The organism is Peribacillus sp. NPDC096622 (assembly GCF_044762665.1).
GTDB classification, from domain to species: domain Bacteria; phylum Bacillota; class Bacilli; order Bacillales; family DSM-1321; genus Peribacillus; species Peribacillus frigoritolerans_B.
In genome coordinates, this window is record NZ_JBIWES010000002.1 from 1 (window position 1) to 24,311 (window position 24,311).

General features: G+C 40.4%; 21 protein-coding genes and 1 rRNA gene. 12 read left to right on the top strand and 10 right to left on the bottom strand.

Features of this window, described 5'->3' with window-relative positions; translation table 11 throughout:
• From ACIQYG_RS03405 to dnaA, 9 genes are all read right to left on the bottom strand, one after another.
• Window positions 1-170, bottom strand: a 16S ribosomal RNA gene (locus tag ACIQYG_RS03405); the annotation flags it as partial.
• A gap of 488 nt (window positions 171-658) precedes the next feature.
• Window positions 659-1,468 carry an HD-GYP domain-containing protein gene (locus ACIQYG_RS03410; protein WP_402836336.1) on the bottom strand — a complete coding sequence of 270 codons (810 nt, stop codon included), beginning with the start codon at window positions 1,466-1,468 and terminating at the stop codon, window positions 659-661.
• A 438-nt stretch (window positions 1,469-1,906) separates the two neighbouring features.
• On the bottom strand, window positions 1,907-4,459 hold the full coding sequence (gene gyrA, locus ACIQYG_RS03415; protein WP_402835497.1) for a DNA gyrase subunit A: 2,553 nt from the start codon (window positions 4,457-4,459) through the stop codon (window positions 1,907-1,909).
• Window positions 4,460-4,555: 96 nt separating this feature from the next.
• A complete protein-coding gene (gene gyrB / locus ACIQYG_RS03420; protein WP_402836338.1) occupies window positions 4,556-6,481 on the bottom strand; it encodes a DNA topoisomerase (ATP-hydrolyzing) subunit B in 1,926 nt (641 codons plus the stop codon).
• 75 nt (window positions 6,482-6,556) lie between these two features.
• Window positions 6,557-6,820 carry an extracellular matrix regulator RemB gene (remB, locus tag ACIQYG_RS03425; protein WP_101223983.1) on the bottom strand — a complete coding sequence of 88 codons (264 nt, stop codon included), beginning with the start codon at window positions 6,818-6,820 and terminating at the stop codon, window positions 6,557-6,559.
• Between the two features lie 12 nt (window positions 6,821-6,832).
• Window positions 6,833-7,951, bottom strand: coding sequence for a DNA replication/repair protein RecF (gene recF / locus ACIQYG_RS03430; RefSeq protein WP_048687943.1), 1,119 nt, complete (start codon window positions 7,949-7,951; stop codon window positions 6,833-6,835).
• A 21-nt stretch (window positions 7,952-7,972) separates the two neighbouring features.
• A complete protein-coding gene (gene yaaA / locus ACIQYG_RS03435; RefSeq protein ID WP_402835498.1) occupies window positions 7,973-8,185 on the bottom strand; it encodes a S4 domain-containing protein YaaA in 213 nt (70 codons plus the stop codon).
• 219 nt (window positions 8,186-8,404) lie between these two features.
• Window positions 8,405-9,541, bottom strand: a complete 1,137-nt coding sequence (gene dnaN / locus ACIQYG_RS03440) for a DNA polymerase III subunit beta (RefSeq protein WP_101223982.1) — start codon at window positions 9,539-9,541, stop codon at window positions 8,405-8,407.
• A 192-nt stretch (window positions 9,542-9,733) separates the two neighbouring features.
• Window positions 9,734-11,083 (bottom strand): chromosomal replication initiator protein DnaA, encoded by a 1,350-nt coding sequence (gene dnaA, locus ACIQYG_RS03445; protein ID WP_034316187.1) that lies wholly within the window; start codon window positions 11,081-11,083, stop codon window positions 9,734-9,736.
• 933 nt (window positions 11,084-12,016) lie between these two features.
• Here dnaA and rpmH point away from each other — a divergent pair.
• The 11 genes from rpmH (at window position 12,017) to ACIQYG_RS03500 (ending at window position 22,415) form a co-directional block, all read left to right on the top strand.
• Window positions 12,017-12,151, top strand: coding sequence for a 50S ribosomal protein L34 (gene rpmH, locus ACIQYG_RS03450; protein WP_034316183.1), 135 nt, complete (start codon window positions 12,017-12,019; stop codon window positions 12,149-12,151).
• An 80-nt stretch (window positions 12,152-12,231) separates the two neighbouring features.
• The gene (rnpA, locus tag ACIQYG_RS03455; RefSeq protein ID WP_063234313.1) at window positions 12,232-12,588 is read left to right on the top strand and encodes a ribonuclease P protein component; all 357 of its coding nucleotides are present in this window, start codon (window positions 12,232-12,234) and stop codon (window positions 12,586-12,588) included.
• 174 nt (window positions 12,589-12,762) lie between these two features.
• Window positions 12,763-13,551, top strand: a complete 789-nt coding sequence (gene spoIIIJ, locus ACIQYG_RS03460; protein WP_133350693.1) for a YidC family membrane integrase SpoIIIJ — start codon at window positions 12,763-12,765, stop codon at window positions 13,549-13,551.
• Window positions 13,548-14,168, top strand: a complete 621-nt coding sequence (jag, locus tag ACIQYG_RS03465; protein ID WP_402835499.1) for an RNA-binding cell elongation regulator Jag/EloR — start codon at window positions 13,548-13,550, stop codon at window positions 14,166-14,168. Before spoIIIJ ends, jag begins: the two co-directional genes overlap by 4 nt.
• A gap of 347 nt (window positions 14,169-14,515) precedes the next feature.
• Window positions 14,516-15,901, top strand: a complete 1,386-nt coding sequence (gene mnmE, locus ACIQYG_RS03470) for a tRNA uridine-5-carboxymethylaminomethyl(34) synthesis GTPase MnmE (protein ID WP_402835500.1) — start codon at window positions 14,516-14,518, stop codon at window positions 15,899-15,901.
• A gap of 21 nt (window positions 15,902-15,922) precedes the next feature.
• Window positions 15,923-17,809, top strand: a complete 1,887-nt coding sequence (mnmG, locus tag ACIQYG_RS03475) for a tRNA uridine-5-carboxymethylaminomethyl(34) synthesis enzyme MnmG (protein ID WP_402835501.1) — start codon at window positions 15,923-15,925, stop codon at window positions 17,807-17,809.
• A gap of 29 nt (window positions 17,810-17,838) precedes the next feature.
• Window positions 17,839-18,555 (top strand): 16S rRNA (guanine(527)-N(7))-methyltransferase RsmG, encoded by a 717-nt coding sequence (gene rsmG / locus ACIQYG_RS03480; RefSeq protein WP_402835502.1) that lies wholly within the window; start codon window positions 17,839-17,841, stop codon window positions 18,553-18,555.
• Between the two features lie 380 nt (window positions 18,556-18,935).
• Window positions 18,936-19,796 (top strand): nucleoid occlusion protein, encoded by an 861-nt coding sequence (gene noc, locus ACIQYG_RS03485; RefSeq protein WP_034316169.1) that lies wholly within the window; start codon window positions 18,936-18,938, stop codon window positions 19,794-19,796.
• 250 nt (window positions 19,797-20,046) lie between these two features.
• Window positions 20,047-20,808: a ParA family protein gene (locus ACIQYG_RS03490; protein WP_402835503.1), complete on the top strand. Its 762-nt coding sequence runs from the start codon at window positions 20,047-20,049 to the stop codon at window positions 20,806-20,808.
• A complete protein-coding gene (locus ACIQYG_RS03495) occupies window positions 20,801-21,661 on the top strand; it encodes a ParB/RepB/Spo0J family partition protein (RefSeq protein ID WP_402835504.1) in 861 nt (286 codons plus the stop codon). Before ACIQYG_RS03490 ends, ACIQYG_RS03495 begins: the two co-directional genes overlap by 8 nt.
• Window positions 21,662-21,713: 52 nt before the next feature.
• Entirely contained in the window at window positions 21,714-22,415 is a 702-nt protein-coding gene (locus ACIQYG_RS03500) for a DUF554 domain-containing protein (protein ID WP_402835505.1), read from the top strand.
• A gap of 55 nt (window positions 22,416-22,470) precedes the next feature.
• Here the strand turns inward: ACIQYG_RS03500 and yyaC are convergent, their stop codons facing one another.
• Entirely contained in the window at window positions 22,471-23,106 is a 636-nt protein-coding gene (gene yyaC, locus ACIQYG_RS03505) for a spore protease YyaC (RefSeq protein ID WP_402835506.1), read from the bottom strand.
• A 367-nt stretch (window positions 23,107-23,473) separates the two neighbouring features.
• Here yyaC and ACIQYG_RS03510 point away from each other — a divergent pair, with 367 nt between their 5' ends.
• Entirely contained in the window at window positions 23,474-24,310 is an 837-nt protein-coding gene (locus tag ACIQYG_RS03510; RefSeq protein ID WP_402835507.1) for a mechanosensitive ion channel family protein, read from the top strand.
• Window position 24,311 lies beyond the last annotated feature (1 nt).

Consider the following 24,311-nt stretch of genomic DNA (forward strand, 5'->3'; position numbering starts at 1 on the left):
ATTAGCTCCGGTTTCCCGAAGTTATCCCAGTCTTATAGGCAGGTTGCCCACGTGTTACTCACCCGTCCGCCGCTAATCTCAGGGAGCAAGCTCCCGTCGATTCGCTCGACTTGCATGTATTAGGCACGCCGCCAGCGTTCGTCCTGAGCCAGGATCAAACTCTCCGAAGAAATGTTTGACTTGCTCATTTGCTTTTTTGATAGTGTGTGCTCACTTAAAATTTAACGTTGGCGCTTTGTTTTGTTCAGTTTTCAAAGAGCGATTTTTGTCGTCCGTTTGGAAACGACTTTAATAATATATCATCTATATTATTTTTCGTCAACAACTTTATTCTTTCGCTGTCGACTTAGTTATTATATCTAGTATCAGGAATAAAAGCAATAGTTATTTTAAAATAAATAATATACATCAATTCATAGATTTCAAATACTATGATTTTACCCCTGATCAAGAAGAAAAAGCTTACATTTCAAGAGTAAACTTTTTCTTTAAACATTATAGTATTTCTTCTATATATAATTCACGATTAATCCCCAAATTGATAATTTGCTCACTATCCATCACCTTTATGACCGGTCTTGTTTGCGAGCCGGTATCAATAAAAATGATTTCAGCGATGAATCCATTGTTCAGTTTGACCCTGCTTCCTATGGAAAAATCAGCGAAGCTTGATAACCAAGGTTTTAACTACCGCAATATCAAATTTACCAAAGTCGTCATGTAAGATCATTTCTAATACCTTAAACGGTGACTGTTTCTTTCTATATGTCCTTTCGGAAGTCATGGCGTGAAATACATCTGCAACAGCAATGATTTTTGAGAATAAGTTCATGGGCTTTGATTTCAATCTTTTCGGATAACCCGTTCCATCTAACCTTCCATGATGCTCTAGAACGGCTATCTTCACACTATCCTTAATGATGGAACTGTCCTTGATCATCTTGTAGCTGAAAATGGGATGAGCATGTATCTCCTCATAATCATCTGCCCTATTGCATTTCATTTTATATGCAATATATCCTCCTATCAATCCAATGGAAATAGCATGATGATATACATAGTCTTCCTTATTGCAATAGTTGTGCAGCATCAAAATGTTTCCTGGTTCCTCTAAAGCCTTGTCCATAAGGGGAATCATGATGAAACGAATCATGGTCACCTCGACTTTACTGCCTGCCTGCCAATTTTTAAATAATCGTTTATATTTTTGTACTGACTTAAGATACAAATCCGTAAAATCCGATGACTCTCCCATTTCACGCAATTCTGGATCTATTACTTCTTTCGGCAGAAATGTCTTTCCATCGATCAAAGTTTTTTCAACGCTCACCTCTGTTATTAAGAAAGCTTGCAATGCCTCAATTAACTGCGTGGTCAATATTGTTTTTTCATACATTATGGGGCGGTTCGAAAGACCTCTAATCTCTTTAGAGAGGATGCAGTCTTCGATTAAATAGCGAGTTTTCACTAGCAAAACGTTTCACCTCGGTAGTATTAATGAGTATCAATTCACTTGAAAAAGATGGTAAAAATCATCTTAATTATGATTAAATACCTAAAAAAATCAATTCATTAGCAAAGTTTCCTAAAATACGCGAGTCTTTTTACCTACATCCAACCATTCTTGAGATCATTTTGAAATCCAGCTAATGCAAAAAAAAGACCCAGCTTAATTGCTGGATCTACAGTTTTTTACGGTTTATACAATTTGAGCGTTGCCTAAAGGTACTCGCTTTCCGCACACCCGCTCCAATCACCTTTGTTTTAACCTTTTATAGAACCCTTTGCCTAAAGTCTCATTGTTTTAAAAATAGAATTAATAAAACTTTAACTTCAGACTAAAATTCAAAGGGAATTTCAAAAGGAGTTCGGAATTTTAATACCGAACTCCTTTTTTATGAAAAGATTATTCTTCCGTATCTTTTTCAGTATCTTCATTTTCTTCAATTACAGTAGGTTCGGGATCAGAATCCGGATCTAGAGTTGTTACCGTCTCTATATCCATGTCTTTTTCTTCTTCTTCTTCCCTTCCTACGATGGCCACCGTAGAAACATATTCATTATCTGCGGATTCGAGTCGGATGAGCTTAACACCCTGTGTATTACGGCCCGTTTTAGAAATGCCTTCGACTTCCATTCGGATCAATACACCAGCTGCTGTAATCAGCATCAAATCTTCATCTTCACCCGTAACTGTTTTCACGGCTATAAGTTCACCATTTTTCTCAGTGACATTACATGTTTTTATTCCTTTGCCTCCACGGCTTTGAATGCGGTACTCTTCCGCAGAGGTCCTTTTTCCATAACCGTTTTTCGTAACGATCAGGACTTCTTCATCATCTTCAAGAATTTCCATTCCGACAACTTCATCATTCGTCCCTAAGGAAATCCCTTTCACTCCCGCTGCAGTACGTCCCATTGTCCGTACATCCGTCTCAGGGAAACGAATCATCATTCCGGACTTCGTTCCAATTATGATCTGTTTCTCCCCATTCGTAAGTCGGACAGAGATCAATTCATCATCTTCACGTAAACCTAAGGCAATTAAACCGTTATTACGGATATTTGCAAAAGACGACAAAGGTGTACGCTTTGATATCCCATGTCTGGTCGTGAAGAATAAATACCAATCGTCCGCAAATTCCTTCACCGGTATGATTGCGTTGACCCACTCGCCTTTATCGACTTCCAACAAGTTGATAAGCGGCAATCCTTTTGCCGTCCTTCCAAATTCAGGTATTTCATATCCTTTTGAACGATAGACTTTACCTTTGTTGGTGAAGAATAATAGAGTGTCATGAGTCGAAGTGGTTAACAAGTGACCGACAAAGTCATCTGTATTCGTTCCCATACCCTGTATTCCGCGTCCCCCGCGTTTTTGACTGCGGTATGTGGTTGCAGGCAAGCGTTTAATATAACCGTTATGCGTAAGTGTCACGATTATATTTTCCTCTGGGATTAAATCTTCATCTTCCAGGCTTTCAAAGCCGGCTAATGTGATTTCAGTTCTCCGTTTATCATCAAAACGTTCTTTAATTTCAAGAAGCTCTTCACGGATAATTTCAAGAACTTTTTCCTCATCAGCAAGAATCGCTTTATATTCTGCAATTATAGCCATTAATGCCTGATATTCATCTTCGATTTTTTCACGTTCCAGACCTGTCAAGCGCTGTAATCGCATATCCAGGATAGCTTGCGCCTGTTTTTCGGAAAGTGAGAATTGTGTCATTAAGCCTTCACGGGCAATATCTGTCGTTTGGGAATTACGGATCAACGAAATGACTGCATCCAAATTATCAAGGGCAATGCGCAAACCTTCTAAAATATGGGCACGGGCCTCCGCTTTCCGCAGTTCGAATTCAGTCCTGCGCCGTATGACTACCTGCTGATGCTCCAAGTAGTAGCGCAGGCATTGTTTTAAATTCAGCACCTTTGGCTGACCGTCCACCAAAGCAAGCAGATTGATTCCGAAGGTGGTCTGCATCGCGGTATGCTTATACAGGTTGTTTAAAAGGACATTCGCATTAACATCCTTTCGAAGCTCCATGACAATACGCATACCATTGCGATCCGATTCATCCCGTAAGTCGGTGATGCCTTCGATTTTCTTATCTCGGGCAAGTTCTGCGATTTTTTCAATCAATCTTGCTTTATTCACTTGATAAGGGATTTCCTTAACAAGGATTACCTGTTTACCATTCGGTTTCTCTTCAATCTCGACTTTCGCCCGTTGAATGATTGACCCTTTACCGGTTTCATAGGCCTTTCTGATTCCGCTTCTCCCTAAAATCAAACCGGCTGTCGGAAAGTCCGGACCAGGAATATATTCCATCAACTCTGGAATTGTAATCTCAGGATTCTTGCTTAAAGCCAATACGCCGTCAATTACCTCACCTAATTGATGGGGCGGAATATTGGTTGCCATTCCTACCGCTATTCCTGATGAACCATTCACCAACAAGTTCGGGAAACGGGCAGGCATGACGGCTGGTTCTCTTTCTGAACCATCGTAGTTATCCTGGAAATTGACCGTATCTTTATTTAAGTCACGGAGTAACTCCATCGAGATTTTCGACATTCTCGCTTCGGTGTACCTCATTGCGGCAGCTTGGTCACCATCGACCGAACCGAAATTCCCATGACCATCTACAAGCATATAGCGATAGTTAAAAGGTTGCGCCATCCGTACCATCGTTTCATATACTGCCGAATCACCATGCGGGTGATATTTACCGATTACTTCCCCGACAATACGGGCTGATTTCTTAAATGGTTTATCCGAAGTCATTCCAAGATCGTTCATTGCATAAAGAATTCTTCGGTGTACCGGTTTCAAACCGTCCCTTACATCAGGCAAAGCCCGCGACACGATAACGCTCATCGCATAATCCAAAAACGATGTCCGCATCTCGGTACTTATATTTATTTCTTTAACACCTGATCTTTCATTTTCTGACATGGAGCCAACCTCCTATTAAAAGCTTATACTCTCATTTAAGTTTATCTGTTCGTGAACTATTTAAAGAACAGGATGTAAAAAGCATCCTGTCAAAAATCAGATATCAAGATTTTTTACATAAATTGCATTTTCTTCAATGAAGTTACGTCGCGGTTCCACCTTATCGCCCATCAGCATCTCGAAAGTTTCATCAGCCTCGGCAGCATCTTTCAAACTGACTTGAAGCAGCGTTCTCGTTTCAGGGTTCATCGTCGTCTCCCACAATTGCTCCGGATTCATTTCCCCCAGCCCTTTATAACGCTGCAGGTTAGGCTTTGGAGTACTTGGCAAACTTGCCATGATTTCTTCAAGCTCGCGGTCATTATAAGCATAATCCACTTTTTTTCCTTGCTGGATCTTGAAAAGTGGCGGCTGAGCAATATATATATAACCATACTCGATGATTTTTCGCATGTACCGGTAGAAGAATGTCAACATCAGTGTTCTGATATGGGCACCATCCACATCCGCATCGGTCATGATAACAATTTTATGGTATCTAGCCTTTTCAATATTGAATTCATCACCAATGCCTGTTCCAAGCGCTGTGATGATCGTACCTATTTCCTCATTGTGCAGGATTCTATCCAATCGCGCCTTTTCAACATTCAGGATTTTACCCCTTAGCGGCAATATGGCTTGGAAATGGCGGTCCCGTCCTTGTTTTGCCGAGCCTCCCGCAGAGTTTCCTTCAACGATGTACAATTCGCTGATACCCGGGTCCTTAGAAGAGCAATCCGCCAATTTCCCCGGTAGATTGGATACTTCCAAAGCACTTTTCCTCCGGGTCAATTCACGTGCTTTCTTCGCTGCCAAACGGGCTCTCGCTGCCATTTGCCCTTTATCTACAATTTTTCGGGCCACTGCAGGATTTTCATATAAGAAGGCATCAAGCCTTTCCGAAAGAATGGAATCAGTAACCGTCCTCACTTCAGAGTTTCCGAGTTTGGTTTTCGTCTGACCTTCAAATTGCGGATCGGGATGCTTAATCGAAATGATTGCCGTTAAACCTTCCCGGACATCTTCACCCGAGAAATTGGAATCCGCTTCTTTTAAAAGACTATTTTTCCGTGCATAATCATTGATGACACGGGTTAAAGCAGTCTTGAATCCTGATTCATGTGTACCGCCTTCATAGGTATGGATATTATTAGCAAAAGAAAAGACATTACTGATATAGCTGTCATTATATTGCAGAGCCAATTCAACAGAGATGCCATCTTTTTCGCCTTCCATGAAAATCGGTTCCTCATGCAAAACCTCTTTTGAACGGTTCAAATGCTCGACATAGGATTTGATGCCGCCCTCATAGTGAAACTCCCTGATTTTCTCTTCTTCTTCACGTTTATCTTCAATGATCAGTTTCAAGCCTTTATTCAGGAATGCAAGCTCACGGATTCGTGTGGCTAATGTATCGAAATCATATTCCAAGGTTTCCGTGAAGATTTCACCATCAGGAATGAAGTGTACAGTCGTTCCGGTATGATCGGTTTCCCCGATGATTTTCAAATCCTCTTTTGGGATACCGCGGTTAAATTGCTGATAATGGATTTTCCCTTCACGATGAACGTACACTTCCAATACCGTGGATAAGGCATTAACCACTGATGCCCCCACACCATGCAGACCGCCGGAGACCTTATAACCCCCGCCGCCAAATTTACCGCCCGCATGAAGGACCGTCATGATTACTTCCACAGCCGGGCGTCCCATTTTTTCATGGATGCCCACTGGAATTCCCCGACCATTATCGACTACGGTTATGCTATTGTCTTCTTCGATCGTCACTTTGATTTCCGTACAGAAACCAGCTAGTGCCTCATCAATACTGTTATCGACAATTTCCCAAACAAGATGGTGAAGTCCTTTTGCAGCGGTGGAGCCGATATACATCCCCGGACGTTTACGAACTGCTTCTAAGCCTTCTAAAACCTGTATCTGATTCTCATCGTATGCCTGAGCTTGTACTTCTTTTTGTTCCATTGTCATACGTATCACCTACACTTTTCTTTTGGCATTTATCAATTTTCAGGAGTAATTATAACGTTTAGCTACAATTCAAAGAATATCTATATCATCGATTAAGAGCGATGGCTGCAGTGAACGCTTTTTCAAAGTGGACGACGCAAGCGGTGAATAATATACCTGTTTGTCCGTCACTACAATCGATTTAACCGAGTTTTTTGCTAAATGGTAAGTTACATCGGACTTTTTCTCCAAAAATTCACTCATGATCGGAGAGGCCTGAAGCAGCTTCTTATCTAAAATGGCTATGACATCGTCCGTTTTCACAAGAATGTCTTCACCAATGTGGAGATACATACATTCACCTCATCATTTAACCTTTTTTATACTTCCTTGACTAACATAAAAGGTGGACGCTTCTCTTAGGGTTTGATGATCGATTCCATCAACGGAGGGTGTCGTCACAAATGTTTGCACTTTCCCTTGTATCGTATTCAGTAAATGGGATTGACGGAAATCGTCGAGTTCCGATAACACATCATCCAATAATAAAATGGGATACTCGCCGATTTCTTCATGGATCAGCTCAATTTCGGCAAGTTTCAAAGACAGGGCAGTCGTACGCTGTTGTCCTTGTGAACCATATGTCTGGACATCACGGTCATTCACAAAAAAAACCAGGTCGTCACGATGAGGACCTACCAGTGTAACACCCCGTTCAATTTCCCTTGTTTTTATTTTATCAAATTTTTCTGTGTATACTTCTATCATTTTCGTCAAATCCATAGATTCTGATACATCAAGCGACGGTTTATATTGGATTTTCAATACTTCTAGATTTCTGGAGATCCCCGAATGAATCGGCTCTGCCCATTGCTGGAGCTTTAAAAGAAACTCGTACCTTCTTTCGACAATTTTCGCTGCATACTGAATAAATTGATCTGTCAGCACGTCAAGCATCGTCGTATCCGTTTGTTTCCGGGTCTGCAGAAGCTTTAAGTAATGATTTCTTTGTTGAAGTATTTTATGATATTGGCTCATATCATGAAGGTATACGGGAGAAACCTGGCCAATTTCCATATCTATAAAACGGCGTCTGACTAGAGGACTTCCCTTTACAAGGTTAAGATCCTCAGGCGCAAACATGACCACATTCATATTTCCGACATATTGACTCAACTTTCTTTGTTCAATATGGTTGCACTTCGCCTTTTTCCCTTTTTTTGAAATGGTCAGCTCAAGTGGTATTGAGGTATTTCTCTTTCTAACTCTTCCTTCTATTTTAGCATACTCTTCATCCCAGCGAATAAGTTCTTTATCATTTGAGGTCCGATGGGATTTTGCCATTGCTAAAACGAAAATGGATTCCATGACATTTGTTTTCCCTTGAGCATTTTCGCCAAGGATTACATTGACTTTATTCTCAAAAGTCAGATTCAATTCGGTATAGTTGCGGTAATTTTTCAAACTTATATTTTCAATATACATATTCCGCTCTTCCCTTATGTTTTAGCTTGTAATTGTGTAGGTGCCAAATCCAGGAATCTCTATTTTATCACCTGATCTTAATTTTCTGCCTCTTCTCACGTCTAATTCGCCATTAATGTAAACCTCGTATTCACTTAAGAACCATTTCGCCATTCCGCCGCTTTGGATCAAATCGGCCACTTTCAGGAATTGTCCAAGGGTAATATATTCAGTATTGATTTTTATGGAGTCCATTCATGCCTCACTCATTTCTAAGTAGTCTTTAATATTTCATTTTACTAAATTAATCCCATTAAGACAAAGTATAGCTTTTTGAGTTCCTGTTTTTAGCGATTCAGAGTCCCGTACAGAATTGAAAAAGCGCCAAAAAGCCTTTGGAAACCTATGTTTAAAAACAAAAAAATTAAAGACTTGCTATACAAGCCTTTAATTTTTTTGAAATATTATTTTAGCTTAATAAGTCCTTACCGGGAGAATTAATTGCAGCATGGAATCATCATGTAGCGGACGAATGACAAACGGACGCATTGCACCTGTGAAATTAATTTTTATATCGGAACCTTCCAATGCCTTTAGAGCATCCATTACAAATTTGGCACTGAATGAGATCTTCAGGTCTTCACCTTCAATGGCTTCTGCCTGAACCTCCTCAATTACTTTACCAATTTCAGGAGTATTGGAAGAGACTTCGATTATACGGCCTTCCAAGGTTGTCAATTTGACGACATTATTTCTTCCTTCTCTCGCCAATAAAGAAGCCCTGTCGATCGCTTGAAGGAAATCCTTGGTGTGAACAGTCACATCGGTTTTGCTATCCGATGGAATCAAGCGTGATGTATCAGGATAATTCCCTTCAAGCAGTCTTGAGAAGAATAATAAATTTTCAGCTTTGAAAAGTACTTGGTTTTCGGTAATGACGATTTCAATGAGTTCGTTCGTATCATCTAGGATTTTACTTAACTCATTCAGACTTTTACCTGGGATTACAACGCTATAGGTCCCGTTAATTTTATTTTCTATTTTGGCTGTTCTCATTGCAAGCCTATGACTATCTGTTGCAATACAGGTCAATTCGTCATCTTGAACCTTTAAGTTTACACCTGTTAAGATGGGGCGTGTTTCTGACGTGGACACTGCAAACCCAGTTTGGCGGATAAGGGTCTTTAAAAGGTCCGTTGGAAGCTTGAAAATATTTTCTTCTTCAATGATCGGAAGATGTGGATATTCCTCAGGATCCAGTCCATTTAGATTAAATTCAGCTTTTCCCGAGCGAATAATCGTTTGAAAGTTATTCTCCACTTCAATTTCTACAGTATCCATCGGCAGCTTTTTGACAATTTCACTGAAAAAACGGGCATTCAGGACAATACCGCCGCTGCTTTTAACTTCAACAATCTCATCTCCATCAACCTCAGCGGGAATGAATGATTGGATGGAGATATCAGAATCACTACCTGTTAGGGTGACCCCCTCACTAGTAACGCTTATCTTTATCCCCGTTAGAATCGGAATCGTCGTCCTTGATGTGACTGCTTTCATTACTTCTTGGACACTATGAACTAATCGATCTCTTTGGATTATAAATCTCATGTTTCATCCTCCAATTTTTTATTGCCGAATAGGCATATTTATTAATAATTTTTATTAAAAAAGATAGTAGTAATAGTAGTAGGTCCTGTTGATATGTGGATAAGTCCACTCAACCTAAGGAAAAACAGTCTATCCACATGTGGACAGACTGTGTGTAAGTAGTCGTCAGTTATTCACATTATCCAGAATCTATTATACCCTCAGCTGGTCCTGGATTTCTTTAACCTGACGTTGAAGCTGGGTGTCCGTTTGCATGAGTTTGGAGATTTTTTCATGCGCATGGATAACGGTCGTATGATCACGGCCCCCAAATTCATCACCTATCTTGGGCAGGGATGAGTCCGTTAACTCCCTGGAAAGATACATGGCAATCTGTCTTGGAAAGGCAACTGATTTAGTCCGTTTTTTCGCCTTGAAATCCTCAAGTTTGACACTATAATGTTCACCGACCGTCTTCTGGATTTCCAAGATGGTGATTATTTTAGGTTTTGAGCTAGGGATGATGTCTTTTAATGCTTCAGCTGCCAAATCCGCATTTATATCTTTATTAATCAATGAAGAATAAGCGACGACACGAATAAGTGCACCTTCAAGCTCACGAATATTGGAATCGATTTGGTTGGCAATATAGAGCATGACTTCATTCGGGATATCAAGACCCTCAGCTTTTGCTTTTTTACGCAATATGGCAATCCGCGTTTCCAGATCAGGAGGTGTGATATCCGTGATCAAGCCCCACTCAAACCTTGAACGGAGGCGATCCTCGAGTGTAGGTATCTCTTTTGGCGGGCGGTCACTCGAGATGACGATCTGTTTGCTTTCTTCATGCAGCGCATTGAATGTATGGAAAAACTCTTCTTGAGTTTGTTCTTTTCCCGCAAGAAATTGAATATCATCAATTAATAAAACATCAACACTTCGGTATCTATCACGGAATTCCCCAGCTTTATTGTCCCGGATTGAGTTGATGAATTCATTCGTGAACTTTTCAGACGATAAATAAACGACCTTTGCATTCGGATTATGCTCAAGAACATAATGCCCGATGGCATGCATTAAATGAGTTTTTCCAAGACCTACGCCCCCGTAAATGAATAAGGGATTATAGGCTTTGGCCGGAGCTTCTGCGACAGCGAGAGACGCGGCATGGGCAAAACGATTGCCGGAGCCGATGACAAATGTATCGAAGGTATTTTTCGCATTCAGCATATGCTGTGGAAATGCAGCATGCTCTTTATCCTGTTTTTTTATCTTTTTAGGCTGAACAGGAACGGCAAAATCATCATCTTCTTGATTGGGGGGAATGATGAATTTCGCTTCCAATTCCTCACCGGTAAGTTCAAACAATACATCGGAAATAAGATGGGAATAGCGTTCTTCAAGCCAATCCCTGGCAAATTCATTGGGAGCGGTGACTGTTAATGTATCACCTTGCAGTAAATAAGCCTTGGTTGATTTAAGCCAAGTTTCAAAGCTTGGTTTACTGATTTTCTTTTCGATTTTTCCGAGCGCCTGGTTCCAGAGGCTATCGATGTTATCCAAACTTATCCCTCCTTTGCAAAAAATTTTTAATAATTGTATCTAAATGTATAGGCACAAATAAACTCATCGATTGCCGTCTTTATATTAATTTTGACAGCAAAGGTTCGGTGAGCTGTATAAGGGATTTTTGTGTTGTGTAATATGGAGTGCCCAAAACTATATCTTGCGCTGTACAACCTTTGTACAGACTACATCTGGTGAGCCAGTGTAGATTTGAATGTTTATTCATCAACAGGTATTTTAAGAAATATATAATAATAAAGAAGAAAAAAGGGTTTTCGACAATATCCACCATCTGTGGACAGATTGATATACACAGGTCGGATAAACTATCCACAAGTTATACACAGTCTGTGGATAAACGTTACCTGTTGATAAAGTTATTCAGAGTGAAAACACAAATATAATATCAGAAATTCAGGCGTCTTGCAATGGGTTAGAAAACTTTATCCACAACTTACCGAGCTTGTGGGAAAAACTTTTCCACAGGCTATTGTTATGTGCAAAAGTCTATAAAATGGGATGTGGATAGAAAAAAACATGTCGAATTTTATCCACAGACCGTGATTATAGGCTCGAATTAATTCGATTTGAACCAAGTTGTTCAAGCTGATGACCTGCATGGAGAAAGATCGAAAATGATTCAGGTTCATTCTTATTATTTGTCGAATGGTGTGTCGCAAGGGAGGATTCCTTGCGATTTCTATTTGTGCTCATGGATAAAATGATGGAAATTTTCCTTTCCCCAAAAATTTCTATATCAGTTCGGAGCAAAATCATTTACAATAGGCTAGGTAGTAAAAAAAGGCCTACTGGACATTGAGCATTAAAAAAAGAAATATTTTTTATGGATGAGGTTGACAAGTAGAAACCTCCATCTATATAATTGTAAAGACTGTCTTTAACTGTTATTCCTCAGGGAGGTGTCATATAATGAAAAGAACTTATCAACCGAATAACCGCAAACATAGTAAAGTTCACGGTTTCCGTGCACGTATGAGCACGAAAAACGGACGTAGAGTAATCGCTGCACGTCGCCGTAAGGGCAGAAAAGTATTATCTGCATAGACCACTGAAAAGTCTCAGTGGTCTTTTTTCGCAAAATAAGGGATTTACTGAGACTCAATTCATGTAATGAAGGTGTAAAAATGAAAAAAAAGTTAAGGATTAAGAAAGAGGATGAATTTCAGCTTGTGTTTAAAAAAGGTGAATCTTCTGCTAATCGGCAATTCGTTGTCTATGTCCTTGAAAAGCCTGGTCAGGATTATTTCAGGATCGGCCTTTCTGTCAGTAAAAAAATCGGGAACGCCGTTGTAAGGAACCAAATCAAAAGATACATACGGCAAGCGTTTTTGGAATTGAAAGAAGATATAGAAGAGGGTAAGGATTATATTGTGATTGCTCGAAAACCAGCGGCGGAGATGGACTTTTTCCAGGTGAAAAGCAGCTTGATACATGTCCTGAAACGTTCTAAATCACTAAACTTTAAAATGAAAAAACAATAAAGTCCCCTCAATATCGAATAAGCACTCCTCGGATCATGTGGTTACTTTGTAAGATGACATAGAAAATTCCGATTGTAACTGTGGAAAAAGTGGATTACTTTTCCTTGAAATCTGCTAATAAACAGTTCACAATTGTTTCAAAAAAGATTGATTGCAGTTAGGAGGAAATTACGGTTGAAAAAACGAATATTACTCATTATTGGACTAGCCTCGATAATGATGCTGTTGGCAGGGTGTACGGAAATTAAAGAACCTATTACTGCGGATAGTGAAGGTTTTTGGAATTCATACATTGTCTATCCATTATCAGCCCTGATCATCTGGCTTTCCGAAGCATTTGGCGAAAACTATGGTTTGGGAATCATCGGCGTTACACTAATCATTCGCTTGGCATTACTTCCATTAATGATCAAACAGGTGAAAAGCTCGAAAGCAATGCAGGCCATTCAGCCTGAAATGAAAGAACTTCAAGCTAAATACAGCTCAAAAGATGCTGCCACACAACAAAAACTACAGCAAGAAACAATGGCTCTATTTTCGAAATATAATGTGAATCCATTGGCGGGATGTTTGCCGATATTGGTGCAAATGCCGATTTTGATCGGATTTTACCATGCAATCAGCCGTACGGAAGAAATTGCTTTACATAGTTTTCTTTGGTTTGATTTAGGTTCCCCGGATCCGGTTTATGTTTTACCGGTCGTTGCCGGTATCACCACTTTTATCCAGCAAAAGATGTCCATGGTTGGAATGAACTCCAATCCACAAATGGCTGCACAAATGACGATGATGCTTTACATCATGCCAATCATGATTGTTGTATTTGCTATTAATTTCCCCGCTGCTCTTTCTCTTTACTGGGTAGTTGGTAACCTTTTTGGTATCGTTCAAACATATTTCATCAAAGGTCCGGATCTTAGAAAAGCAGCTGCGGAAAACGCGGGAGGGGCAAAGAAAAAGTGAAAAAAGTGACTGCTACAGGACAATCTGTCGAAGAAGCAGTAAATTTAGCTTTAGCTCAACTGAACAGCACTAAGGATCGCGTAGAGATTGAAATAGAAGATGAAGGCAAAAAAGGATTTTTTGGTTTATTTGGTGCAAGGAAGGCTATCGTCCATGTGACATTGCCTCCAGATCCCATTGAAGAGACACTTGGATTTTTGAAGAATGTCTGCGTGGAAATGGGAGTCAATGCACAAATTGATGTCACCCGTAAAGGTAAGAACGTAACATTTCATTTATCAGGTGATAAAATTGCATTATTGATTGGAAAAAGGGGTCAAACGCTAAATTCACTTCAGTATTTAGCACAGCTGGTAGCAAATCGATATTCGAAGCAGTTTTTGAATATTACCGTAGATGCAGAAGATTATCGAAATCGCCGCAATGACACTTTAATCCAATTGGCTGAAAGAATGGCAAATAAAGCCATGAAAACAGGTAAAGCTGTTTCACTCGAGCCGATGCCATCCTATGAACGGAAGGTCATCCATAATGCCCTCTTGGATTATCCAAAAATAAAAACAACCTCAAGTGGGACTGAGCCGTATCGTCACTTGGTCATTACTCCACTTAAATGAACCTTCTGCTTTTAAGCAGGGGTTCTTTTTTTAGGCCGTGATATCGTTGTATGTCGAATATTTTTTTTACAAAGTTTCAATTCAACAATAAGTGACATATTTCTTTTTATATTCTCTTGAGTCGAAAAGGGAATGGAAGAAAGTGAAGCGGGGGATATTTGTTATTCACATGTGGATAAGTTAAAATAGGTGGTACAGAATATGGATTAACTGCATGTGGATAACTCTTGGAAGGAAGGAGTATCTACTTTTTTTCATGATTATACTGTGGTATTGTAGTAATTTAGGGATTCGACGATTTTATTATCAGAAAAAAATAGAACCATCAATATATAAGAGGTGAAAGCATGGAATTCGATACAATCACCGCTATCTCAACTCCCTTAGGGGAAGGGGCAATCGCCATCGTTAGAATCAGCGGTGATGAGGCCATAGAAATAGCCGACAGGATCTTTAAAGGACCAGGTGGAAAAGGATTGCTTGAAGTGAAATCACATACGATTCATTATGGCCACCTTATCCAGCCTAAAACAGGTGAAATCATAGAGGAAGTCATGGTTTCGGTCATGATGGGTCCAAAGACATTTACAAGGGAAGATGTAGTTGAAATAAATTGTCACGGTGGAATCGTTTCGGTCAATCGGGTACTGCAGCTTATTCTCTCACAAGGTGCTCGTTTAGCGGAACCTGGTGAATTTACGAAACGGGCTTTTTTGAACGGCAGGATCGATCTTTCTCAAGCTGAGGCCGTTATGGATTTAATCCGTGCTAAAACGGATAAAGCCATGAATGTTGCATTAGGTCAAATGGAAGGCCGGCTTTCGAAATTAATCCAAAATCTGCGTCAAGAAATTTTACAGACCCTCGCTCAAGTCGAGGTAAATATAGATTATCCGGAATATGATGATGTCGAAGAAATGACGCATCGTTTATTTTTGGAAAAGGGCAGGTTTGTGAAGAATGAAATCGAGAAACTGCTTCACACGGCCCAACAGGGGAAAATACTTCGGGATGGGCTTGCGACCGTAATCATAGGTCGCCCTAATGTCGGAAAATCTTCTTTGCTTAACAGCTTAGTTCATGAAAATAAAGCGATCGTCACTGATATTCCAGGTACAACACGTGACGTTATTGAAGAGTATGTCAATGTTCGCGGTGTACCGCTTAAACTTGTCGATACAGCAGGAATTCGTGAAACGGAAGACATAGTTGAACGAATTGGAGTTGAACGGTCTCGTGCAGTATTAAAAGAAGCTGATTTAATATTGCTTGTTTTGAACTATTCCGATGATTTCACTACTGAAGATGAGAAACTATTTCAAGCGGTTGAGGGAATGGATGTTATCGTCATCATCAATAAAACAGACCTTCCGCAAAAAATCGATATGGAAAAGGTTAAGGAAAAGGCGGCATCCCATAAAATTGTTACGACTTCATTACTGGAAGATCGAGGGGTCGATGAATTGGAAGAAGCCATCGCTTCTTTATTTTTCGAAGGTTCTTTAGAAACGGGAGACCTGACCTATGTTTCAAATGCAAGGCATATAGCTTTGCTGGGACAGGCATTACAGTCTATCGAAGATGCAATCGATGCTATTGAAATGGGTACGCCGGTTGATTTGGTTCAAATCGATTTCACAAAAGCCTGGGAGCTGCTTGGAGAAATCATTGGCGAAAGCGTTCAGGATAATTTGATCAACCAATTGTTCTCTCAATTTTGTTTAGGAAAATAAGCGTAAAAGGAGGAAAAGGATATGCAATACGAAGCAGGTAGCTATGATGTCATTGTTATTGGTGCCGGTCATGCTGGCAGTGAAGCAGGTCTTGCAGCTGCAAGAGTCGGAGCTAAAACATTGATGATCACCATTAACTTGGATATGGTCGCCTTTATGCCATGCAATCCCTCCGTTGGCGGGCCGGCAAAAGGGATAGTCGTTAGGGAAATTGACGCTTTAGGCGGAGAAATGGGAAGGAATATCGACAAGACCCATATTCAAATGAGGATGCTCAATACGGCAAAAGGTCCGGCTGTTCGTGCGCTGCGGGCACAGGCAGATAAATTTCTCTATCAGCAAGAAATGAAAAAGACGATAGAAGACCAAGAAAATTTGACATTGATTCAAGGAATGGTAGAGGAATTAATTGTTGAAAACGACGTATGTACGGGTGTCATCACTAAAACAGGCGCGGTATACCGTGCGAAAACTGTCGTAATCACGACGGGAACATATTTACGCGGTGAAATCATTTTAGGGGAACTGAAATATTCAAGCGGCCCTAATAATCAGCAGCCTTCCATCAGGCTTTCTGAACACTTGGAGCAGTTAGGATTTGATTTGGTCCGTTTTAAAACAGGAACGCCGCCACGTGTGAATAGTTCTTCCATAGATTACAGCAAAACGGAAATTCAGCCTGGCGATGAAGTGCCGCGTGCATTTTCTTATGAAACAACAAAGTTCATAACGGATCAATTGCCATGCTGGTTAACCTATACGAATGAGGGTACACATCAGCTCATTGATGAGAATCTACACCGTTCACCAATGTATTCCGGAATGATTAAAGGGACCGGACCGCGTTATTGTCCATCGATAGAAGATAAAGTCGTTCGTTTTAATGATAAACCACGGCATCAAATCTTCCTGGAACCTGAAGGTCGCAATACAAAGGAAGTTTATGTGCAAGGTTTATCCACCAGTCTGCCTGAAGATGTACAAGTGAAAATCCTGCAAACAATTCCGGGACTTGAAAAGGCGGAAATGATGCGTGCTGGATATGCAATTGAATATGATGCTATCGTTCCTACGCAGCTATGGCCTACACTTGAAACGAAGAAAATCAAAAATCTTTATACTGCTGGCCAAATTAATGGGACATCCGGCTACGAGGAAGCAGCAGGACAAGGTTTGATGGCGGGTATTAATGCAGGATTGAATGCAATGGGGAAAGAAGAACTGATTTTAAGCCGTTCGGATGCCTATATTGGTGTTCTCATAGATGACCTTGTAACGAAAGGCACGAATGAACCATACCGATTGCTGACTTCACGTGCAGAATATCGTTTATTATTGCGTCATGATAATGCCGATCTACGCTTAACGGAAATTGGATTCAATATCGGAATGATCAAAGAAGAACGCTACAATCGTTTCCTTATGAAAAAAGAAGCGGTTGAAATCGAAAAGGAACGACTGAAATCAAACTTCATCAAACCGACCAAAGAGGTACAAGAAGTCATTACTGCAAGTGGCGGCAGTGAGTTAAAGGATGGAATCCGTGCCTCCGATTTATTGAAAAGGCCTGAAATGGATTATTCCCATATTCAGAAGTTGGCGCCAAGTGATGTCGAACTGAGTGAAGAAGTGACGGAACAGGTCGAAATCCAGATCAAGTATGAAGGATACATCGAAAAATCCTTGCAGCAGGTCGATCGCCTGAAAAAAATGGAGAATAAAAAGATTCCAGAGAATATCGATTATGATGCAATTTCTGGTCTTGCAACGGAAGCACGTCAAAAATTAAAGCAGGTCCACCCGCTATCAGTAGCTCAGGCTTCAAGAATTTCCGGTGTGAATCCCGCTGATGTTTCCATTTTGCTTGTTTATTTGGAACAAGGTAAAATTGCCAGAGTATCTCAGTAACGGAAATACCCGAAAAGGATTGAAAAAACATGAATATTGAACAGTTCCAACAAGCACTGCTGGAGAAAGGAATCGAGCTTTCTCCTCAACAGCTTGATCAGTTTGACACGTATTATCGATTATTGGTGGAATGGAACGAAAAGATGAACTTAACAGCCATCACTGATAAAGAAGAAGTTTATCTTAAGCATTTTTATGATTCAATCAGTGCAGCCTTCTATTTTGACTTTAACGAATCATATCGAATTTGCGATGTCGGGGCTGGAGCTGGATTTCCGAGTATTCCATTGAAGATTTGTTTCCCTGATATCCACGTCTCGATTGTGGATTCCTTGAACAAGCGAATTTCCTTTTTGAATCACCTTGCGGATTCCTTACAATTAAAGGGAGTTTCCTTTTATCATGACCGGGCGGAAACCTTCGCCCAAAAACAGGAGCATCGCGAATCCTATGATATTGTCATGGCGAGGGCTGTAGCCAGGATGTCGGTTTTAAGTGAACTATGTTTGCCGCTTGTTAAACTGGATGGGACGTTCATTGCCATGAAAGCGGCTAGTGCACAAGATGAAATGGACAATGGGAAGAAGGCCATTTTTACGTTAGGCGGAGAAATCGAAGAAATTCATCCTTTCACATTGCCAGAGGAAAATAGTGAAAGAAACATCATTACTGTGAAAAAAGTGAAGAAGACTCCTAAAAAATACCCAAGAAAACCAGGGACACCGAATAAGCAGCCTATTGAATAACCTCTGTACGATGCGCATGTTTTCATAGTAAGCGCAGAAGATTCAGATATATATGGCTGGTACTTGCCCTTATTTTCTTTTACTATAAAAGTATGACCTTATTATTTTCACTTAATACTGCATTGGCCAACGAGGGGCATTTTCGGTACAGGTTAAAACGTGTGCCCTTAGCTTGCTGATTCAGGGAAATAATTTTGGGAAAGCCAGCCGATATTTATAATAACTGGCCGTCCATTCCTCATAATTGCCTTGATGGCGCCAGTCGACATGTTTTTTACAGCGAAGGGCCATATGTATAACCATGTCGGGAAATGTATGCAGGACTTGTCCTTTAAATAGAGAATATGTTATTTGGGAGTTTTAAAAGGTGGTGTAGGAAGATGAAGCATCCTTTTTCGCGGTTCTTTGGGTTTGGCGAAAAAGAAGAAGAGCAACTAGAGATGGAGACACCTAGCAATAATAATGAAGAGATAAGAAAAATTTCCATTTCTGATATTGTGCCTAATCGATTTCAACCAAGGACCGTTTTTAATGACGATAAAATTGCCGAATTGGCTCAAACGATCCATACACATGGGATCATTCAACCAATTGTAGTAAGGGCTTATGGTCAGGGGAAATATGAAATCATTGCAGGTGAGCGTCGTTTCCGGGCCATGCAAAAGCTTGGCTGGGAATTGGCACCTGCCATAATCAAAGATTTCACCGATACAGAAACGGCTTCCGTTGCGCTGATAGAAAACCTTCAGCGTGAAGAACTGACACCGATTGAAGAAGCTTTGGCTTACGGAAAACTATTGGAGCTGCATAGTTTAACCCAAGAAGCTCTGGCACAAAGACTGGGAATAGGTCAATCTACCGTGGCAAATAAGCTTCGGCTGCTTAAGCTGCCACAAGAGGTTCAGGATGCACTTCTTCAAAAGCAAATTACGGAACGCCATGCCCGCTCGTTGATACCGTTAAAGAGTCCTGAAAAGCAGTTGAAACTGCTTTTGGAAATCATCGAAAAAGGGTTAAACGTCAAGCAGACCGAAGAGCAGGTCGTCAAGCTCTTAACGGGTACTGTGCAGAAGCCGAAACCTAAGCGAAAAGCGTTTAGCAAAGACATGAGGATTGCCGTTAATACCATACGCCAATCACTCAGTATGGTTACAGACAATGGAATAAATTTGGATGCAGAGGAAGAAGAATTCGAGGAGTATTATCAGTTCACGATTAAAATACCCAAGAAAAAAACTTGATTCCCTATCCTTAGCCCGCTTGGTAGTCTCCGATTACCAAGCTTTTTTTATTTTCTCTCCAAAACTGGCTTTTTCCACTTATAAAAACCCCGGAATTTTAATGTTTTTAGATATATTTCAAATTTTAAGAGGAATTTCAGAAAACGATTTCTTCCAGTAACATTCATGATAAAATAGAAAGAAATAAATGGATTTACGGTAAAAATCAATAGATATAGCGTCAGGAAGATAGTCGAAAGCAGGTGAATTCGTGGGTAAGATTCTCGCCATTGCCAATCAAAAGGGCGGTGTTGGAAAAACGACAACTTCTGTCAGTCTAAGTGCTTGTCTTGCATACATAGGACAGAAAGTCTTATTGGTCGATATTGATCCGCAGGGAAATGCGACAAGCGGTGCAGGTATTGACAAAGCGGATGTGGAACAATGTATTTATGATGTATTGGTTGATGATGTTGAGGCCAGTACCGTTATCATGGAAACAAAGGTAGAAAACCTATATGCTATACCTGCGACAATTCAACTTGCAGGTGCAGAAATTGAACTTGTGCCAACCATATCAAGGGAAGTCCGATTAAAAAGGGCGTTAGAAGAGGTGCAAAGCCAATACGATTACATTGTGATTGACTGCCCTCCATCATTGGGTTTGCTTACGCTTAATGCCCTAACGGCTGCCGATGCTGTTTTGATTCCGGTACAATGTGAATATTATGCATTGGAGGGTTTGAGTCAACTATTGAATACAGTCCGACTCGTCCAAAAGCATTTGAACCATGATTTAAAAATCGAGGGTGTGCTATTGACGATGTTGGATGCAAGAACAAATTTAGGTCTCCAGGTCATAGAAGAAGTCAAAAAATACTTTCAGGATAAAGTCTATCAAACCATCATTCCCCGCAATGTCCGGTTGAGTGAGGCACCGAGCCATGGAGAACCTATAATTATATATGATCCAAAGTCACGAGGAGCGGAGGTCTATCTAGAATTGGCAAAGGAAGTGGTATCAAATGGCTAAAGGGCTTGGCAAAGGACTTAACGCACTTTTCAACAGTGGGGAGATCAGTAAAGATGAAATCGTGCGCGAAATCAAATTAAGGGAATTAAGGCCAAATCCTTATCAGCCCCGAAAGAGCTTTCGGCTTGAAGCTATAGAGGAATTAAAGCAATCCATCATGGAGCATGGGATATTACAGCCGATTATTGCCCGGAAAAGTATTAAGGGATATGAAATCGTGGCTGGTGAAAGGCGTTATCGTGCTGCCAAGGAGGCTGGTTTAAAGACAGTTCCGGTCGTTGTGAGGGAATTGAGTGAACAGCAGATGATGGAACTGGCCATTTTGGAAAACCTGCAACGGGAGGATTTGAATCCGATCGAGGAGGCTGCAGCTTATCAAACGCTCCTTGAAAAATTGGAATTTACCCAGGAGCAGCTGGCCAACCGGCTGGGTAAAAGCCGACCCCATATAGCAAACCATGTTAGATTACTATCTTTGCCTGAAGGGATTAGGAGATATATCTCCGACGGGGAAATTTCCATGGGGCATGGCCGGGCATTGCTAGGTTTAAAGAAAAAAGAGATGCTTAAGCCGGTAGTGGATAAAATCCTCAAGGAAGGTATGAATGTCAGACAGCTAGAGCAATATATACATCAATTGAATGATACCGTTTCACGTGAAACCAAACCTAAGAAACAAGAGAAAAAAGATATCTTCATAAAGCAACGGGAGACAAGTCTGCGTGAAAGACTAGGAACGAGCGTAACGATCAAACAAAGCAAGAAAAAAGGTAAGATAGAAATAGAATTCTTTTCAAAAGAAGATTTAGAGAGAATTTTGAACTTGATCGATCAAGAGAACCTTTCCTCTTAGATCCCCTTATGAAAAGATCATGAAGACATATGCAGAAAATTAGGTGGATGAGATGGTATTATTAGGGGCTTTGGTGAATGGTGCCTGCATTTTAATCGGTTCGATTTTAGGAAGGTTTTTACAACATATACCTGAAAAGATAAAAGAAACGGTCATGAGCGGTATCGGTTTGGCCGTGATGGTCTTAGGGTTACAGATGGGGTTTAAAAGCGATAATTTCCTTGTTGTCATTTTAAGTATTGTCGGCGGGGCTGTCCTGGGTGAATGGATGAATCTTGAGGGCAGGCTCAATTCTTTAGGCAATTGGATTGAACGCAGGATGAAAGCAAAGGAAGGAACCTCGATATCTCAGGGGTTTGTAACGGCTACTCTCATATTTGGGATTGGGGCGATGGCCATTATCGGTGCCCTGGATAGCGGTATCAGGAATGATCATGACGTCTTGATAACAAAAGCGATAATCGATGGATTCACAGCACTGGTCCTCGCCAGCACGCTAGGCATAGGTGTACTTTTTTCAGCATTTCCGATCATTATTTATGAGGGATTCCTGGCGGTTTTTTCAAGGCAGATCAATACGATGATCCCAACTGCTTTAATGGATTCCTTCATATTGGAAATGACGGCAACTGGGGGAGTCATGATTTTGGCAATTGGTTTGAATATTATCGGTGTCACCAAAATCAGGGTCGCGAATCTGCTTCCGGGCATAATGATCACTGCCATTTTGGTTACTTTCATGTATTATGTATAAAAAAAAGAAGGAAGGGGATGGCCCCTTCCTTCTTTTTTATGATAGCAAACACCGATCAAAGGGTTTTTTCTTGCTTGAATGCCCATGTGAAAGGAGTGATGGAAGGTTTTATTGGATAATGTTTTTGTGCTTCATAAATCCCCTCGGCAATGGTTTTGGCCATTTTTAGCACAAGATTAAGACGCGTGTTCTGCAAGACCATGAACTCCATGAATCCACTTACATTCACAATTCCTGTAATATGGGCATTTCCGACGGAAGGAAGATCTTTATTGACCCCGGCACCTGGCTTAACTGGTCCCTGGCCGATCTGAACGATGCCGACGCTTTTCATTTTTCCCAAGCAAGCATCGATTCCGACTATAAAGGCATTGGCATGAATCTTTTTAATTTCATTTAATTTTTCCTGTAAATTCATCGCATGTATAGGGTCATCCAGAGTACCATAAACATGGAATGAAGAAGAACTGTTTTCAGCCTTTTCACTAAGCAGAGTGCCGACAAGTGGTCCGAGTGAATCGCCTGTGGAACGGTCTGTGCCTATGCAGACGATGACGATTGGTTGAAGCTTTCCTGTTGGTAGGAGGTTGATTAATTCCTGGGAAATTTGTTTGGATGCATCCGTATCTTCATGCAGGATGCGACTCAATCTATTTTTATTATTATTAAATAGACTAGAATTCAGATTCATCGGCTCAACTCCTTTACTTTATTTGGTATTACAGTATACGGATAAAAAGGGGAAAATATACGGTATTTAACATGATGGATGAGGGAATTTTTTGTATAACATTCAAACAGGTGAAGGGGATATGAATTGACGTTATCCTCTACCAATTGCTTTCATCTATACTTTCTAGTAAATAATCTTTAATATTTGGTAAAAAATTTCTAATTGTATTAACTATATACCCATAATTTTTTTGTCCAGAAACCATTATTTATTGATAAAATAGAGAAAATCTCTCTAATTCATGGTTACCTCCACGCACGGGGGGAGAGGAATACGTCGAAGAAATAAAAGTTTTGCTGTTATTTACATTAGGCAGGAGGAAAATATGGACCGCATTTATGATAACGTTACAAAAGAGATATTGGATGAAAGGATATGGCTGCTGATGGGCGAGGGCATTATTAAAATCTTCCTTGTTCTGCTGTTATCGCGTATTATTATTAGAATAGGAAAGACTATTCTGAATAAATTTTTCAAAGCACGTTTAAGAAGTCCCATTCGGGTATCGGAACGCAGGGAAGCGACACTCATTAAATTGCTGGAAAATATCATTACCTATGTCATCAATTTCATTGCCTTGTTGATGATCCTGGAGATTCTTGGACTTCATGTAATGCCATTACTAGCTGGTGCTGGTGTTCTCGGTTTGGCCATTGGGTTTGGTGCACAAAGTTTGGTCAAGGATATAATTACCGGGTTTTTCGTTATTTTTGAAGATCATTTCTCGGTTGGGGATTATATTAAAATCAATAATTTTGAAGGGGAAGTCATTGAAATCGGGCTTCGTACGACGAAAATTAAAAGCGGTGCAGGTGAATTGCACTTCATACCCAACGGCAGCATCATCCAGGTTACGAATTATTCGATTTTAAATAGTATGGCTATTATTGATGTGACTATACCTAACGATGGATCGACCGAGCGCGCTGAGAAGGTGCTGATTGATCTTTTAAACAGTATGGAAGGCAAATACGATGCCTTGATCAAAGCACCTGAATTTTTGGGAATTGAAAAAATCAGTCCTGAAGAAATCGTCTTTCGGATTAAAGCGGAAACAAAGCCGATGCATCACATTGAAATCAGTAGGATATTAAGAAAAGAAATAAGTGCTGCGCTTGATTCAAGTGGGATTAAATCTACGTACAATGGCAGCGAGTCATAGA

Bases quoted from the DNA above. Each gene is read 5' to 3' on its own strand.
- yyaC (WP_402835506.1), bottom strand. From the start codon at position 23,106: ATGAATCTGAATTCTAGTCTATTTAATAATAATAAAAATAGATTGAGT.
- rpmH (WP_034316183.1), top strand. From the start codon at position 12,017: ATGAAAAGAACTTATCAACCGAATAACCGCAAACATAGTAAAGTTCAC.
- dnaN (WP_101223982.1), bottom strand. From the start codon at position 9,541: ATGAGATTTATAATCCAAAGAGATCGATTAGTTCATAGTGTCCAAGAA.
- ACIQYG_RS03500 (WP_402835505.1), top strand. From the start codon at position 21,714: ATGGTATTATTAGGGGCTTTGGTGAATGGTGCCTGCATTTTAATCGGT.
- mnmE (WP_402835500.1), top strand. From the start codon at position 14,516: ATGGAATTCGATACAATCACCGCTATCTCAACTCCCTTAGGGGAAGGG.
- recF (WP_048687943.1), bottom strand. From the start codon at position 7,951: ATGTATATTGAAAATATAAGTTTGAAAAATTACCGCAACTATACCGAA.
- ACIQYG_RS03510 (WP_402835507.1), top strand. From the start codon at position 23,474: ATGGACCGCATTTATGATAACGTTACAAAAGAGATATTGGATGAAAGG.
- ACIQYG_RS03495 (WP_402835504.1), top strand. From the start codon at position 20,801: ATGGCTAAAGGGCTTGGCAAAGGACTTAACGCACTTTTCAACAGTGGG.
- yaaA (WP_402835498.1), bottom strand. From the start codon at position 8,185: ATGGACTCCATAAAAATCAATACTGAATATATTACCCTTGGACAATTC.
- rnpA (WP_063234313.1), top strand. From the start codon at position 12,232: ATGAAAAAAAAGTTAAGGATTAAGAAAGAGGATGAATTTCAGCTTGTG.
- remB (WP_101223983.1), bottom strand. From the start codon at position 6,820: ATGTATCTCCACATTGGTGAAGACATTCTTGTGAAAACGGACGATGTC.
- gyrB (WP_402836338.1), bottom strand. From the start codon at position 6,481: ATGGAACAAAAAGAAGTACAAGCTCAGGCATACGATGAGAATCAGATA.
- noc (WP_034316169.1), top strand. From the start codon at position 18,936: ATGAAGCATCCTTTTTCGCGGTTCTTTGGGTTTGGCGAAAAAGAAGAA.
- gyrA (WP_402835497.1), bottom strand. From the start codon at position 4,459: ATGTCAGAAAATGAAAGATCAGGTGTTAAAGAAATAAATATAAGTACC.
- rsmG (WP_402835502.1), top strand. From the start codon at position 17,839: ATGAATATTGAACAGTTCCAACAAGCACTGCTGGAGAAAGGAATCGAG.
- mnmG (WP_402835501.1), top strand. From the start codon at position 15,923: ATGCAATACGAAGCAGGTAGCTATGATGTCATTGTTATTGGTGCCGGT.